This is a genomic window from Mesorhizobium sp. B2-5-3 (assembly GCF_006441005.1).
Classification (GTDB): domain Bacteria; phylum Pseudomonadota; class Alphaproteobacteria; order Rhizobiales; family Rhizobiaceae; genus Mesorhizobium.
In genome coordinates this window covers 417,501-432,174 of sequence record NZ_VFUS01000002.1, presented here as the reverse complement: position 1 = coordinate 432,174, position 14,674 = coordinate 417,501, and the positions used below count along the sequence as shown (strand labels likewise).

The window sequence follows — 14,674 nt, the reverse complement described above, 5'->3', positions numbered from 1 at the left end:
CAGTTGTTGCGTGCGTGCCGGCGGCGGCCGAAACTGCGCCGGCAGGAAGCCTATTGGAGAAGAAGCCGCGATGCGTGACCCGGCCAGTGGCCCGCGCGTTCTGCTGAAGCGGCTCCGCGAGCTCATGCAGGAGCCGCTGGAGCCGCAGGAGCGGCTCGACCGCATCGTGCGCGACATCGCCTCCAACATGGTCGCCGAAGTGTGCTCGCTCTATGTGCTGCGCGCCGATTCCGTGCTCGAACTCTACGCCACCGAAGGCCTGAACCCGAACGCGGTGCACCTGGCGCAGCTCAGGCTGGGGCAAGGTCTGGTCGGCACGATTGCCGCCAGCGCGCGGCCGCTCAACCTGTCCAATGCGCAGGAACATCCGGCCTTCGCCTACCTGCCGGAAACCGGGGAAGAGATCTACAATTCCTTCCTCGGCGTGCCGGTGCTCAGGGCAGGGCGCACGCTGGGCGTGCTGGTGGTGCAGAACAAGACCATGCGCCACTATCGCGACGACGAGGTCGAGGCGCTGGAAACCACCGCCATGGTCATCGCCGAGATGATCGCCACCGGCGATCTGGCGCGGCTGACGCGGCCCGGCCTCGAGCTCGACCTGCGCCGCCCGGTCAGCTTCACCGGCCTGTCGTTCAACGAGGGCGTCGGGCTCGGCCATGTCGTGCTGCACGAACCGCGCATCGTCGTCACCAACCTGTTCAACGAGGACAGCGAAGAGGAAGTCCGCCGGCTCGAGGCATCGCTCGGCTCGCTCAGGCTTTCCATCGACGACATGCTCGAGCGCCGCGACGTCGCCTTCGAGGGCGAGCATCGCCAGGTGCTGGAAGCCTACCGCATGTTCGCCAACGACCGCGGCTGGGTCCGGCGGCTGGAAGAGGCGATCCGCAACGGCCTGACGGCGGAAGCTGCGGTCGAAAAGGTGCAGAGCGACATGCGCGCGCGCATGCTGCACATGACCGATCCTTATCTGCGCGAGCGGATGAGCGATTTCGACGACCTCGCCAACCGGCTTCTGCGCCAGCTGATGGGACGCGGGCCTGACGATGTCGCGGCCTCGCTGCCGAAGGATGCCATCATTGTCGCCCGCTCGATGGGCGCCGCCGAACTGCTCGACTACCCCCGGGACAAATTGCGCGGACTGGTGCTCGAGGATGGCGCCGCCACCAGCCACGTCGTCATCGTCGCGCGCGCCATGGGCATTCCCGTCGCCGGGCAGATGAAGGGCGCCGTTTCCATGGCGGAAAACGGCGATGCCATCATCGTCGACGGTGAGGAAGGCGCGATTCATCTTCGTCCGCAGTCGGATCTCGAAGCCGCCTATGCCGAAAAGGTGCGGTTCCGGGCGCGCCGGCAGGAAGTCTACCGCGAACTGCGCAAGAAGCCGTCGGTGACCAAGGATGGCATTGCGGTCGACCTTTTGATGAATGCCGGGCTTGCCGTCGACCTGCCGCAACTGGCCGAGTCGGGTGCCGCCGGGATCGGCCTGTTCCGCACCGAATTGCAGTTCATGGTCGCCTCGACCTTTCCCCGTGCCGAGGCGCAGGAGCGGCTCTACCGCGACGTGCTCGATGCCGCGCGCGGCAAGCCGGTGACCTTCCGCACCATCGACATCGGCGGCGACAAGGTGCTGCCCTATTTCAAAGGCGCCATCCAGGAAGAGAACCCGGCGCTCGGCTGGCGGGCGATCCGCCTGACGCTGGACCGTCCGGGATTGCTGCGCACCCAGATCCGCGCCCTGCTGAAAGCCTGCGGCGGGCGGGAGCTCAAGCTGATGCTGCCGATGGTCACCGAGCTCGGCGAGATCGCCCAGGCGCGCGAAATCATCGACCGCGAGGTGCGGCATCTGTCGCGCTTTGCCCATCATTTGCCGACCAGCCTCAAGCTCGGGGCAATGTTGGAGGTGCCGTCCCTCCTGTTCCAGCTTGACGAGTTGATGAAGGCGGTCGACTTCGTCTCGGTCGGCTCGAACGACCTGTTCCAGTTCGTGATGGCGGTCGACCGCGGCAACACGCAGCTTTCCGATCGCTTCGACACGTTGTCGACGCCGTTCCTGCGGGTGCTCAAGACCATCGCCGATGCCGGTGCCCGCAACCACACGCCCGTCACACTCTGCGGCGAACTCGCCGGCAAACCGATCTCGGCAATGGCGCTGGTCGGCCTCGGTTTCCGTTCTATCTCGATGTCGCCCGCTTCGATCGGTCCGGTCAAGGCGATGCTGACCGAATTGCCGCTGGAGGCGTTGAAAGCGTTCTTTGACGACAATCTGATGGCGCCGGTCCAGGGGCTGCCGATGCGGGCGCTGCTGCAGGCCTTTGCCGACGACCGCTCAATTCCGTTATAGCACCTTTACAATGATCTCCCTTCCCCGCGACCGCATGGATCAAGTCGTCAAGCGTTTCGAGATGCTCGAAGCGCAGATGTCGGCCGGCCCGGCGCCGGATGCCTATGTGAAGATGGCATCGGAATATGCCGAGCTCCAGGAGATGGTGGCCAAAGTCAGAGCCTTGCGTGCGGCCGAGCAGGAGCAGGCCGATCTCGAGGCGATGCTCGCCGACAAGGGCACCGATGCCGAGATGCGAGCGCTCGCCGAGGCCGACCTGCCAGGCGTCGATGAGCGCATTGAGGCGTTGCAGAAGGACATCCAGATCCTGCTCTTGCCCAGGGATGCGGCCGATGACAAGAACGCCATCCTGGAAATCCGCGCCGGCACCGGCGGCGACGAGGCAGCATTGTTCGCCGGCGACCTGTTTCGCATGTATGAGCGCTATGCCGCTTCGCGTGGCTGGCGGTTCGAGACGGTATCGGCCAGCGAGGGCGATGCCGGCGGCTATAAGGAAATCATCGCCACGGTTTCCGGCAAGGGGGTTTTCGCGCATCTGAAATTCGAGTCCGGCGTCCACCGGGTGCAGCGCGTGCCCGCGACCGAGGCCAGCGGACGCATTCACACCTCGGCGGCCACGGTGGCCGTGCTGCCGGAGGCGGAGGAAGTCGACATCGACATCCGGGCCGAAGACATCCGCATCGACACGATGCGCGCGTCGGGCTCGGGCGGCCAGCACGTCAACACCACCGATTCGGCGGTGCGCATCACCCATTTGCCGACCGGCATCATGGTGGTGCAGGCGGAGAAATCGCAGCACCAGAACCGGGCCAAGGCCATGCAGATCCTGCGGGCCCGGCTCTACGACCTGGAACGCAGCAAGGCCGACGAGGAGCGCTCGGAATCGCGCAAGTCTCAGGTCGGCTCCGGCGACCGCTCAGAGCGCATCCGCACCTACAATTTTCCGCAAGGCCGCGTCACCGATCATCGCATCAACCTGACGCTCTACAAGCTCGACCGGGTGATGATGGGCGAACTCGACGAAGTCATCGACGCGCTGATCGCCGACCACCAGTCGAAGCTGCTCGCCGATATCGGCCTCGATGGCTGATCCTTTGCCCCAGGCGCTGAGGCCGCTGCTGCGGGAAGCGAGAGCGCGCTTGGCGGCGGTCGATAATCCGGCGCTCGATGCAAGACTGATCGTGGAGCACTTTTCAGGTACGACTCGCACGCAGGCCATTGCCGATCCCGAACATGCGGTCGATGCCGCCGCTCTTGTCCAGATCGACCGCGCCTTGAGGCGCCGCGCGGGCGGCGAGCCCGTGCACCGCATCCTGGGCTATCGGGAGTTCTACGGGTTGCGGCTGTCGCTGTCGCCGGAAACGCTGGAGCCGCGGCCCGACACCGAAACGCTGGTCGAGGCCATACTGCCCTTTGTCAGGGCAACCGTCATGCGCGAGGGCGAGTGCCGCATCCTCGATCTGGGAACCGGCAGCGGAGCCATCGCGCTGGCGCTGCTCAGCGCCGTGCCGGCAGCGATTGCCACCGGGGTCGACTTCTCGGAAGGGGCGTTGAGGACGGCAACGCGCAATGCCGCGCAATTGGGGCTTGGCGACCGGTTCACGGCGCTGCTGTCCGACTGGTTTGAAAAAGTTTCTGGTCGATACCATGTAATTGTCGCAAACCCTCCCTATATACGATCGGAGGACATCGGAAATCTGCAGGATGAAGTCCGGGATTTCGACCCGCGCCTGGCCCTGGATGGCGGCGCGGATGGGTTGGCCCCTTACAGGGTCATCGCCGCTGAGGCGGCTAAGTTTCTAGAAGCCGGAAGCAGGATTGCGGTCGAGATCGGCTACACACAGCACATCGAGGTCACCGCTATATTTCGCTCGTCCGGCTATGCGGTCGCTGGTGCGTTCGGCGACCTCGGCGGAAACGACAGGGTTCTTGTCTTTCAACGGGGAAAGCCTTGACGCAGTGCGAAAAAAACCGCTTGGCAATGCCGGGGAATGCGGCTAGGGTCGCGTTAACCGGATGAGACGAAGCAGGCAGTGCTCTTAGCGATTCGGTTTTCCTTGGAAATAGCTGCCTTCTTGCGCAAACGACGCCCAAGCTTCGTGCGGGAATCGTCCGGCAAGTGATGTAACCGGAACAGGATGGCACGTGGCGCCAACGCAATTGATGCGGGCGAACGCCGGTGAAGAAACGAAACGGCTGGCTGCATGAGCGCCACCGTTCGTGAAGAGTTTTCGAAAATTTCAATATGAAGAGAGTCGAATGAGGCCACAACAGCAGAACAGGCGCATGCGCGGTCGCAACAACAATGGCGGCGGCGGCAACAACAACAATAACAACAACCGCAAGGGGCCAAATCCCCTGACGCGCAACTACGAGAGCAACGGCCCGGACGTGAAGATCCGTGGGTCTGCTCAGCAGATCGCTGAAAAGTACGCCACCCTTGCCCGTGATGCGCAAAGCTCCGGCGACCGGGTGATGGCGGAGAACTATCTCCAGCACGCCGAGCACTATAATCGCATCATTGCCGCCGCGCAGGCGCAGATGCCGATCCAGAACGTCCAGCAGAATCGCGACGAATTCGACGATGATGGCGATGAGGATCGCGACGAGTTCGACAATGTCGGCAACGCCGGCAACAACGTTGCGGATGCGCCGGTTCCGGTGATCAACCACGGCGCGGGTCCGCAGCCGGTTATCGAAGGCATGCCGGCCGAAGTCGCGCTGAACCGGGAAAACGGCCGCGATCGTGATAATCGCGATCGTGATAATAATGGCGGGCGCAACAGTGGCGGCCGCGACAACAATGGCGGACGCCATCGCGACCGCCGCCCCAATGGCGGCTATGGCCAGAACAGCCAGCGCGGCGATTATGGTTCGTCCGCCGAGCAGGGTGCCCAGCAGCAGCGCAACGAGACGGCCGAACAGGCCGAGGCCGTCACGCCAGCCGAATCCGCCGCGCCGGTCGAGCAGGCGGCGCCGCTGTTCGAGAACCTGTCGCCGGCCGGGCTCGCAGCCCAGGCCGAACTCAATGAGACGGCCGCGGAGACTAGTCCCAGCCGTCGTCCGAGGCGTCCGCGCCGCCCGCGCGGCAATGCCGACCAGATCACCAGCGGCAACGACAATGCCGACGCTGGCGAGGTGGTCGCGGCGCCGACGGACAATGGCAACGCCGACACCGCGGTCGCCGACATCGACAACTGAGCGGCGACGCTTCCATGCATTGAACGGCGGAGAGAAATCTCCGCCGTTTTCGTTTTGCGCGGCCGTGGAATATTATGCTTTCGCAGCCATCGAGACGTCTTGAGGGTTCGCGGGTTGCGCACCATATCAGCCTCAACTGGATCCGGCTCTCACGGGCGGGTCCGTCACCGCAAACTGATCCGGTGCCGCAAAGCGGGCCGGTGATGGAAGGAGACAGGTATGAATCTCGAGAAATACTCGGAGCGCGTGCGCGGCTTCATCCAATCCGCGCAAACCATGGCGCTCTCGCGCAACCACCAGCAATTCACCCCCGAACATATCCTGAAAGTGCTCGTCGATGACGACGAGGGTCTGGCTGCGTCGCTCATCGAGCGCGCCGGCGGCAGCGTCCGCGACGTCAAGCTCGGCATCGAGACGGCACTCGAAGCGATGCCCAAGGTGGAGGGCGGCAACGGCCAGCTCTATCTGGCACAGCCGTTGGCCAAGGTGTTTTCGACGGCCGAGGAACTGGCCAAGAAGGCCGGCGACAGCTTCGTCACGGTCGAAAGGCTGCTGACGGCGCTTGCAGTCGAGAAATCGGCCAAGACATCAGACATACTGGCCAAGGCCGGCGTTACCGCGCAGGCGCTCAACCAGGTGATCAACGATGTCCGCAAGGGCCGCACCGCCGATTCGGCGAATGCCGAACAGGGCTATGACGCGCTGAAGAAATACGCGCGCGATCTCACCGCCGATGCCCGCGCCGGCAAGCTCGATCCGGTCATCGGCCGCGACGACGAGATCCGCCGCACCATCCAGGTGCTGTCGCGCCGCACCAAGAACAATCCGGTGCTGATCGGCGAGCCGGGCGTCGGCAAGACGGCGATTGCAGAAGGCCTGGCGCTGCGTATCGTCAATGGCGACGTGCCGGAATCGCTGAAGGACAAGCAGCTGATGGCGCTCGACATGGGCGCGCTGATCGCCGGCGCCAAATATCGCGGTGAGTTCGAGGAGCGGCTGAAGGCCGTGCTTTCCGAGGTCACTGCCGCTGCCGGCGGGATCATCCTGTTCATCGACGAGATGCACACCCTGGTCGGCGCCGGCAAGGCGGACGGCGCCATGGATGCGTCCAACCTTCTGAAGCCGGCGCTGGCGCGCGGCGAACTGCACTGCGTCGGCGCCACCACGCTCGACGAATACCGCAAGCATGTGGAGAAGGATGCCGCACTCGCCCGCCGCTTCCAGCCGGTCTTCGTCGAGGAGCCGACGGTGGAGGACACGGTCTCCATCCTGCGCGGCCTGAAGGAGAAATACGAACAGCACCACAAGGTGCGCATTTCCGATTCGGCGCTGGTCGCGGCGGCGACGCTGTCCAACCGCTACATCGCCGACCGGTTCCTGCCGGACAAGGCGATCGACCTCGTCGACGAAGCCGCTTCGAGGCTTCGCATGCAGGTCGATTCCAAGCCCGAAGCGCTGGACGAGATCGACCGCCGCATCATGCAGCTCAAGATCGAGCGTGAAGCGCTGAAGGTCGAGAAGGACGAGGCTTCGAAGGACAGGCTTGCCCGGCTCGAGAAGGACCTCGCTAGCCTTGAGGAGGAATCGACCGAGATGACCTCGAAATGGCAGGCAGAGAAGCAGAAGCTCGGGCTCGCCGCCGATCTCAAGAAGCAACTTGACGAGGCGCGCAACGAACTGGCCATCGCCCAGCGCAAGGGCGAGTTCCAGCGCGCCGGCGAGCTTGCCTATGGCAAGATCCCGGAACTGGAAAAGAAGCTGAAGGAAGCCGAGGCCCAGGACGGCAAGGCTGGCATGGTCGAGGAAGTGGTCACGCCCGATCATGTCGCCCACATCGTCTCGCGCTGGACCGGAATTCCGGTCGACAAGATGCTGGAAGGCGAGCGCGACAAGCTGTTGCGCATGGAAGACGAGATCGGCAAGCGCGTCGTCGGCCAGGGCGAGGCGGTGCAAGCGGTTTCCAAGGCAGTGCGGCGCGCTCGCGCCGGCCTGCAGGATCCGAACCGGCCGATCGGCTCGTTCATGTTCCTCGGCCCGACCGGCGTTGGCAAGACCGAACTGACCAAGGCGCTGGCGAACTTCCTGTTCGACGACGAGAGCGCGATGGTGCGCATCGACATGTCGGAGTTCATGGAGAAGCATTCGGTTGCCCGATTGATCGGCGCGCCTCCCGGCTATGTCGGTTATGAGGAAGGCGGCGCGCTGACCGAAGCGGTGCGGCGCCGGCCCTATCAGGTCGTGCTGTTCGACGAGATCGAGAAAGCGCATCCCGACGTGTTCAACGTGCTCCTGCAGGTGCTCGACGACGGCCGGCTCACCGATGGGCAGGGCCGCACGGTCGACTTCCGCAACACGCTGATCATCATGACGTCGAACCTCGGCGCCGAATACCTGGTCAATCTCGGCGAGGACCAGGATGTCGACCAGGTTCGCGACGAAGTGATGAACGTCGTCAAGGCGTCGTTCCGGCCGGAGTTCCTCAACCGCGTCGACGAGGTGATCCTGTTCCATCGGCTGCGCCGGCAGGATATGGGCCGCATCGTCGAAATCCAGCTCAAGCGGCTGGAAAACCTGCTGGTCGACCGCAAGATCACGCTGTCGCTGGACCAGGAGGCGATCGACTGGCTGGCATCCAAGGGTTACGACCCTGCCTATGGCGCGCGGCCGTTAAAGCGGGTGATGCAGAAAGACTTGCAGGATCCGCTGGCTGAGAAGATCCTGCTCGGCGAGATTCTCCACGGCTCGACCGTCAAGGTGACCGCCGGCTCCGACCGGCTGAATTTCCGTTCGAAGCCGACGGTCGTCGCGACCGAAGCGGCAGCATGATTGAACGCCGCGCGCCCAGGACGGGCGCGCGGCCTTTTCGCGTCTTTCGGCAGGAGCACGCATGACGCTGGACGACTATAACGGCTTCTGCGCCTCGCTGCCCGCCACATCGCATGTCGTCCAGTGGGGCGGCGCCCATGTCTGGAAGGTCGGCGCCAAGGTCTTTGCGATCGGCGGCTGGAGCGAGGGCCGCGACCCTTTCATCACCTTCAAATGTTCCGACATTGCCTATGATGTGCTGAAGGAGCAGCCGGGCTTGCGGCCCGCACCCTATCTTGCCTCGCGCGGCATGAAATGGATCCAGCGCCAGACAAGCAAGAGCATGGATGATGGCGCGCTGAAGGACTACCTGCGCGAGAGCCATCGTCTTGTCGCCCTGAAGTTGACGAAGCAGGCGCGAAGGGAACTGGGACTTGCCTGAGGCTAAAGCGCGTCACGTTCGACGGATTCAGGCGACGCGCTTTAGCTCTTGGTTCTATGCATGTCGTTCGCCCCAAACCGGGCCGCTTTTGGACGATATGCATTTAGCTGATATTCGTCGAGGCGCCGGAAAACCGCCATCTTCATGCCCGGTTCATATTGGAACCTTATGGTCGGGCGGTGGTTCGCTGGCGAAGGATTCGCTACGCGCGAAAGCCGCCTGCGACGGCAATTACGGACCGGAGAGTTTGCCCACCATGTTGCGGACGATCTTCACCCTTTCGGCACTTGCGGCCGGACTGGCGTTTTCAAGCGCGTTCGCCGCGCCGACTGAGGACGCTTCGCCGCGGGTCGTCCGCCCCGCTGACGGCGGCATCCTGCTGGCCCAGGACGGCAATCTCGACATCTATTACGACGCCAGGGGCAACCGCGTCATCGTCGATGCGGACACGGGCAAGGTCGTCGCCATCCAACCGCCGCAGACCAGGCTCGACCGACGCGCGCTGCGCCGCGAGACACGGCTGCGCGAACTCGGCCGCGTTCCCGCCGACGACGACCGCTACTATCTCGACGATCCGGAAGACATGGCACGCTTCCGCCGCAGGCAGATGGAAGACGAAGGCCGGGTCATCGCGCCGCCCGTCCAGGAATATGATCCCTATGGCGACAATTCCGTCGAGGCCTACCCGCCGGCCCCCGGCGGCGACGGCGTCTACGACGACAACTATCCGGAAGCGCCCCAGCCGGCAACGCCGCCCTCCGTCAAGCGCCAGCCGCTGAACGAGGCCTCGATAGAGCCGGTCCAGCCCACGGCTCCCGCCGCGCAGCCGGCGCCTGCAGACGAAGCGGGATTACCGCCGAAAGCAGGCGGCAAGACTGTGGTCGACCCGTCGCTTTCGCTCGGAGCACGCCAGGATGTCGCGGCTCTGCAGGTGCTGCTTGATCGCGGCGGCGCTTCGCCTGGCGTCATCGACGGGCGCTTCGGTTCGAATGTCGACAAGGCGCTGGCTGCCTACAACCAGATCACCGGCAGCAATCTGCGATCGACCGACGCCGTCGGCATCCAGGCGGCCCTTGCACAATCGGGCGGCGATGCCTTGGCCAACTACACGATCACGCCGGAGGATGCGGCCGGTCCCTATGTTGCGTCGATCCCGGAAGATTACAGCCAGAAGGCGCAGCTCGACCGCATGGGCTATACGTCGGTCACGGAAGCGCTTGCCGAGCGCTTCCACATGGACGAGAACTATCTCAAGGCGCTCAACCCGGAGGCCAATTTCAACCGTCCCGGAACGATCATCAAGGTTGCCAATTTCGGCAGACTGGTGTCGTCGCCGGTGGCTCGTATCGTCGCCGACAAGGGCAAGAAAGAGGTCTTTGCCTATGATACGGCGGGCAAGCTGGTCGCGGCCTATCCCGCCACCATCGGCTCGTCCGACACGCCGTCGCCGTCCGGCATTCATGCCGTGTCCCGTGTCGCGCTCGATCCGAACTACACTTACAACCCCAACATCAATTTCAAACAGGGCGAGAACAATAAGGTCCTGACCATTCCGCCCGGCCCGAATGGCCCTGTCGGCTCGGTGTGGATCGCGTTGGACAAGCCGACCTACGGCATCCATGGCACGCCGGATCCCTCGAAGATCGGCAAGACCGAAAGCCATGGTTGCGTGCGACTAACCAATTGGGATGCCCGCGAGCTGGCCAAGCTGGTTTCGCCCGGCGTGACGGTGGAATTCGTCGACTGAGACGATGCGGCGTTCGTCGCTGGTTAGAGCGGTTCAGTGTTCGATGGACTTCCGAGCCGCTCCAGCGCTGCGCGCTTTTCCCGGGAAACCGCCACGTTTTTCCTGGAATTGCTCTACCCGATCATCCTGCGCAACCATTTCGCGCTCGGTGTCGCGGCATAAATCAGCTGCACCATGAGAATGAAGCCGACGCTGAGCAGCGGGGTGACCAGACAGAGCAGGGCGCCGACCGCCCACAGAAGCTGCGCCTTGACGATGCGCAGGTAGACCGTGCGTTTCGTTTCGACGTCGACATCATCCGCCAGAAGGCCATTTTTCTCCGCATAGCGCCAGCTGGCGATCAGGGTGACGCCGAGCATCAGCAGATTGAGCCAATAGACGGCGACCGCGGTTCTGAATTCGAGGAAGTCGGCCAGAAGATCGGTCGAGAACGGCAGCAGGGCGATAAAGGCGAGAAAGCACAAATTGAGCGTTGCCAGCCGCCTGTCGGATCTGGTGATCAACCCATGCTGCGCCTGCTGGCCGAACCAGAAGATGGTCAGCGTCAGGAAGGAAAGCGCATAGGTCAGGAAGCGCGGCGCCAACGCCAGGACGGCGTCGAGGAGATCGCCTTCGGAATGGATCGCCTCGTGCGTCGGTACACGAATCTCCAGAACGATCAGGGTCAGCGCGATGGCGAAGACGCCGTCGGTCAGGCCAACAACGCGGTGGAGCCCGGACTGGGATGGTTCGAGCGGTCGCTTCATCGATTTTCTCCCCTGTCTGATCGGCTCCGTCCGATGCCGCGTGAAAGCTTAGCATGCCGGCGCTTGTTTGCACCTGCGTGGGCCGGCACCTGCCAATGCGGCCAGGTGGCTGCGCAGCTGGTTTCAACGACCGGGACCGCTGGCTGGTTGTTGCAGGCGCGCCGCGGGTTTATGCAGGTTGCATGCATTCACCGAGCAAAGCCGCTGCCGTCCCGCCGCCGACCGCCAACGGTACGTTCTGCCCGCAGTCGCAGCGGCGCTATGTGCTGATCGCCGCGATCCTGGCTTCAGCGCTTGGTTTCATCGACGGTTCGATCCTTGCCATCGCCACGCCGGCAATCCGCGTCGATCTCGGCGCCAGCCTGGCGCAAGCGCAGTGGATATCCAATGCCTATGGGCTGACGCTTTCGGCGCTCATCCTTGCCGGCGGTGCTGCGGGCGACCGCTTCGGCCTGCGCCGCGCCTTCGTCGCCGGCATCGCGCTGTTCATCGCCGCTTCATTGGCCTGCGCGCTGGCGCCCAATCCGGCGGTGCTGATCGCGTTTCGTGCAATCCAGGGCGTCGGCGCTGCGATCATGGTGCCGGGAAGCCTTGCCATCATCGCCAAGGCCTATCCTAAAAAGGAGCGCGGCCGCGCAATCGGCATCTGGGCCGCCGCTTCGGCGCTGACCACGGCACTCGGTCCGGTGCTGGGCGGTTTCGTGTTGTCGACCCTTGGCAATGGAATCTGGCGTGCGATATTTGCCATCAACCTGCCGCTTGGGCTGGTTTCGATCTACCTGCTGCTCGCCAAGATCCCGGCGGATCGGCCGACCGAAAAGCGCAGCCTCGATCTTGGCGGCGCGGCGCTGGCGACACTGGCCTTCGGGTTGCTGGCCTACGGGCTGACGGCGATGAACGCGGAGGCTGCCGGATTCATGTCGGGTTCGGCAATCGTTGCCGGCGTGGTCCTGCTTTTTGTCTTCATTTTCTACGAGCGCCGGCAGCGCGAGCCGATGATCGATCTCAATCTGTTTCGCATCGGCGCCTTCGCCGGCGCCAATCTCGCGACCTTCTTTCTCTATTTCGCGCTGTCGGCCAATCTTTTCTACCTGCCCATGCTTTTGATCGCCGGCTGGGGGCTGAGCACGGCCGAGGTCGGCTTCATCTTCCTGCCGCTGTCTGCATTGATCGCACTGCTGTCTGGGCCTGTCGGCCAGTGGTCCGACCGGATCGGACCGCGTTTTCCGATCGCCAGCGGCAGTCTGGTGGTTGCCTTCGCCTTCGCCGGGCTTGGCTTGTTGACGCATGCCGGTATCCACAATTTCTGGACCGGAACATTTCCGCTGATGGCGCTGATGGGGTTCGGCATGGCGCTGGTGGTGTCGCCGCTGTCGACCGCGATCATGACGGCGGTGGAAGACAAGGATACGGGCGCGGCCTCCGGTATCAACAATGCCGTCTCGCGCATAGGCGGCCTGATTGCGGTTGCGGCTATGGGGTCGCTTGCCGCCTGGGTCTACGCGAAGGCCCTGGATGGCAGCGCCTTGCCCGGCGTGCCGGGGTTCGGTGAACCGGCGACGACCGGACTGGCCCCGGCTGTCGACGCCGCACGGCTTGCCGCCAGCGACGCCGCATTCTCGGCTGTTTCCTTTGTAACGGCGCTGCTTTGCCTGCTTTCGGCTGTCATCGCCTGGATGACGATTTCAGGCGAATCATTGCCATGGCGCCGGCCCGCCGAAAACCCTCGCGACTGACGGGTGGATCGAAGGAACTATCCTTCGATCTTGGCGCTCGCGACCTTCAGCGAATCACTGTCTTCCTGCTTCAGCAGGTCGTCGATGCGCTCGCGTTCACGCTTGAAGGCGACAAGGTCCTCGCCCTTCAACACCTTGCCGACGGGCAGGCGGACGCGCATCGGATCGACCTTGGTGCCATTGACGATCAGCTCGTAGTGAAGATGCGGGCCGGTGGCGAGGCCGGTCTGGCCGAGATAGCCGATGGTCTGGCCTTGGCGGACGTGAACGCCCGGTTCGATGCCTTTGGCAAAAGCGCTCTGGTGATTGTAGGAGGTCTCATAGCCGTTGGCATGGCGAATGATGATCTGCTTGCCATAGCCGCCGGCCCAGCCGACCTTCTCGATGACGCCATTGCCCGCGGCGATGATCGGCGTGCCGATGGGGGCTGCCCAGTCGACGCCGGTATGCATGCGGACATAGCCGAGGATCGGGTGCCTGCGCGCGCCAAAGCCGGAGCGGAACTTTCCGGCCGGCAACGGATTGCGCAGCAGGAACTGCTGGGCGCTCGAGCCGTCCTCGTCGAAATAATCCGTGCTGCCGTCCTGCATCTGGAAGCGGTAGAAATTGCGCGTCTGCCCGCCGAAGGTCGCCGAGACGTAAAGCAGTTCGGAATTGTCCGAGGTCTGGTCGTCGCCGTCGGGCTGCGAGAACAGCACTTCGAGACGGTCGGCCGGATTGAGGCGGGACTGGAAGTCGACATCGGAAGCCAACAGCTTGATGAGCCGCTGCGTCATGGCCTTGGACATGCCGTAGGAATAGGCGGCGCGGTAGATGCCGTCATAGACGTTGGGCAGGTTGCCGCGCACCACCACTGGCGCCGACGAATCATCGAACGCCGTCAGCAACTCCGGATTGGGCTCCGGTTCCTGCGCCGGCACATACTGGCCGCGATCGTCGAGCGCTATGGTGACGATATGCTGGGTCCGATCGTAGACGCTGGTGCGCACGACCTTGGCGGCGTCGCCATGGACCTCGAGACCAACACGCAGCACGGTTCCAGCCTTGAGCGCCGGGGCGTTCAAGAGCTTGGTGATCGCCTCGGCCATGCCGGCGGCGTCCTCGCCCGTATAGCCCGAATCTGCGAAGGCTTCCGTGATGGCGAGGTCCTTGGTGAAAGGGATGATTTCCTCGGCGAAGGCCGGTGCCTGGTCATCGGCGTTGGCACGTGGCGCGACCGAAACGTTCTCCGGCACGATCCTGACGTCGTAGGAGCCGGCCATGCTCTCGGCAAACGCCTCGCCAAATCGCTGCGGGTCGACATAGTGGAGCGAAGCGACCTGGACGGCGCCGTCGCTGAGATCGGTGCCGGCCTCGCGCACTACCTTTTCCACCTCATCGGCGGAAAGGTCGCTCTTTTCATCGAAGGAAGCCGTTTCAATGGGGAAGTCGACGGTCTTCAGGCTCATTTCGCTTTCGACCTTGGTGCCGTAGATCTGGCCCGGCGCAGCGGCGGCCGTCGCCGGTTGCGCCGATGCATCGTCACCGTCGTCGCCGAACACCTGCATCGGATCGAAGGGCGGGTAGGGCCGGTTGGTGGTATGGCCAGCCGCCAATGCCATCTTGATCTGCACGAAAGGCATGGTGTGGATGACATCGCGGTCGCCGACCTTGGTG

General features: G+C 64.0%; 10 protein-coding genes (1 of these 10 running past the window's edge). 8 read left to right on the top strand and 2 right to left on the bottom strand.

Annotated elements, in window-relative coordinates:
- The first annotated feature begins 70 nt into the window (after positions 1-70).
- From ptsP to FJ867_RS06680, 7 genes are all read left to right on the top strand, one after another.
- Positions 71-2,341: a phosphoenolpyruvate--protein phosphotransferase gene (gene ptsP, locus FJ867_RS06710; RefSeq protein ID WP_140513837.1), complete on the top strand. Its 2,271-nt coding sequence runs from the start codon at positions 71-73 to the stop codon at positions 2,339-2,341.
- Positions 2,342-2,351: 10 nt separating this feature from the next.
- Positions 2,352-3,431: a peptide chain release factor 1 gene (gene prfA, locus FJ867_RS06705; protein WP_140558173.1), complete on the top strand. Its 1,080-nt coding sequence runs from the start codon at positions 2,352-2,354 to the stop codon at positions 3,429-3,431.
- Positions 3,424-4,296, top strand: a complete 873-nt coding sequence (prmC, locus tag FJ867_RS06700) for a peptide chain release factor N(5)-glutamine methyltransferase (protein WP_140816836.1) — start codon at positions 3,424-3,426, stop codon at positions 4,294-4,296. The genes prfA and prmC overlap by 8 nt, the downstream gene beginning before the upstream one ends.
- Before the next feature lie 304 nt (positions 4,297-4,600).
- On the top strand, positions 4,601-5,542 hold the full coding sequence (locus FJ867_RS06695) for a DUF4167 domain-containing protein (RefSeq protein WP_140500936.1): 942 nt from the start codon (positions 4,601-4,603) through the stop codon (positions 5,540-5,542).
- 219 nt (positions 5,543-5,761) lie between these two features.
- Positions 5,762-8,368 (top strand): ATP-dependent chaperone ClpB, encoded by a 2,607-nt coding sequence (gene clpB / locus FJ867_RS06690; protein ID WP_140816834.1) that lies wholly within the window; start codon positions 5,762-5,764, stop codon positions 8,366-8,368.
- Between the two features lie 61 nt (positions 8,369-8,429).
- A complete protein-coding gene (locus FJ867_RS06685) occupies positions 8,430-8,789 on the top strand; it encodes an MmcQ/YjbR family DNA-binding protein (protein WP_140565948.1) in 360 nt (119 codons plus the stop codon).
- Positions 8,790-9,045: 256 nt separating this feature from the next.
- A complete protein-coding gene (locus FJ867_RS06680) occupies positions 9,046-10,536 on the top strand; it encodes a L,D-transpeptidase family protein (RefSeq protein WP_140558176.1) in 1,491 nt (496 codons plus the stop codon).
- Positions 10,537-10,649: 113 nt separating this feature from the next.
- On the opposite strand, the gene FJ867_RS06675 is transcribed toward FJ867_RS06680, so the two are convergent.
- Positions 10,650-11,282 (bottom strand): TMEM175 family protein, encoded by a 633-nt coding sequence (locus FJ867_RS06675; protein WP_140625592.1) that lies wholly within the window; start codon positions 11,280-11,282, stop codon positions 10,650-10,652.
- 182 nt (positions 11,283-11,464) lie between these two features.
- Between FJ867_RS06675 and FJ867_RS06670 the strand changes: the two genes are divergently transcribed.
- A complete protein-coding gene (locus tag FJ867_RS06670; protein WP_140500947.1) occupies positions 11,465-13,018 on the top strand; it encodes an MFS transporter in 1,554 nt (517 codons plus the stop codon).
- Between the two features lie 17 nt (positions 13,019-13,035).
- Here the strand turns inward: FJ867_RS06670 and FJ867_RS06665 are convergent, their stop codons facing one another.
- Positions 13,036-14,674: the 3' portion of a M23 family metallopeptidase gene (locus FJ867_RS06665; RefSeq protein ID WP_181168324.1), read on the bottom strand. The gene runs 332 nt beyond the window's last position; 1,639 of the gene's 1,971 nt are visible here — the last part of the coding sequence; its start codon lies beyond the right edge, outside the window — the gene reads right to left on this strand; its stop codon occupies positions 13,036-13,038.

What these genes read in the sequence shown, in the direction of transcription:
- FJ867_RS06695 (WP_140500936.1), top strand. Translation starts at nt 4,601, where the DNA reads ATGAGGCCACAACAGCAGAACAGGCGCATGCGCGGTCGCAACAACAAT.
- FJ867_RS06680 (WP_140558176.1), top strand. Translation starts at nt 9,046, where the DNA reads ATGTTGCGGACGATCTTCACCCTTTCGGCACTTGCGGCCGGACTGGCG.
- prmC (WP_140816836.1), top strand. Translation starts at nt 3,424, where the DNA reads ATGGCTGATCCTTTGCCCCAGGCGCTGAGGCCGCTGCTGCGGGAAGCG.
- clpB (WP_140816834.1), top strand. Translation starts at nt 5,762, where the DNA reads ATGAATCTCGAGAAATACTCGGAGCGCGTGCGCGGCTTCATCCAATCC.
- prfA (WP_140558173.1), top strand. Translation starts at nt 2,352, where the DNA reads ATGATCTCCCTTCCCCGCGACCGCATGGATCAAGTCGTCAAGCGTTTC.
- FJ867_RS06670 (WP_140500947.1), top strand. Translation starts at nt 11,465, where the DNA reads ATGCATTCACCGAGCAAAGCCGCTGCCGTCCCGCCGCCGACCGCCAAC.
- FJ867_RS06685 (WP_140565948.1), top strand. Translation starts at nt 8,430, where the DNA reads ATGACGCTGGACGACTATAACGGCTTCTGCGCCTCGCTGCCCGCCACA.
- ptsP (WP_140513837.1), top strand. Translation starts at nt 71, where the DNA reads ATGCGTGACCCGGCCAGTGGCCCGCGCGTTCTGCTGAAGCGGCTCCGC.
- FJ867_RS06675 (WP_140625592.1), bottom strand. Translation starts at nt 11,282, where the DNA reads ATGAAGCGACCGCTCGAACCATCCCAGTCCGGGCTCCACCGCGTTGTT.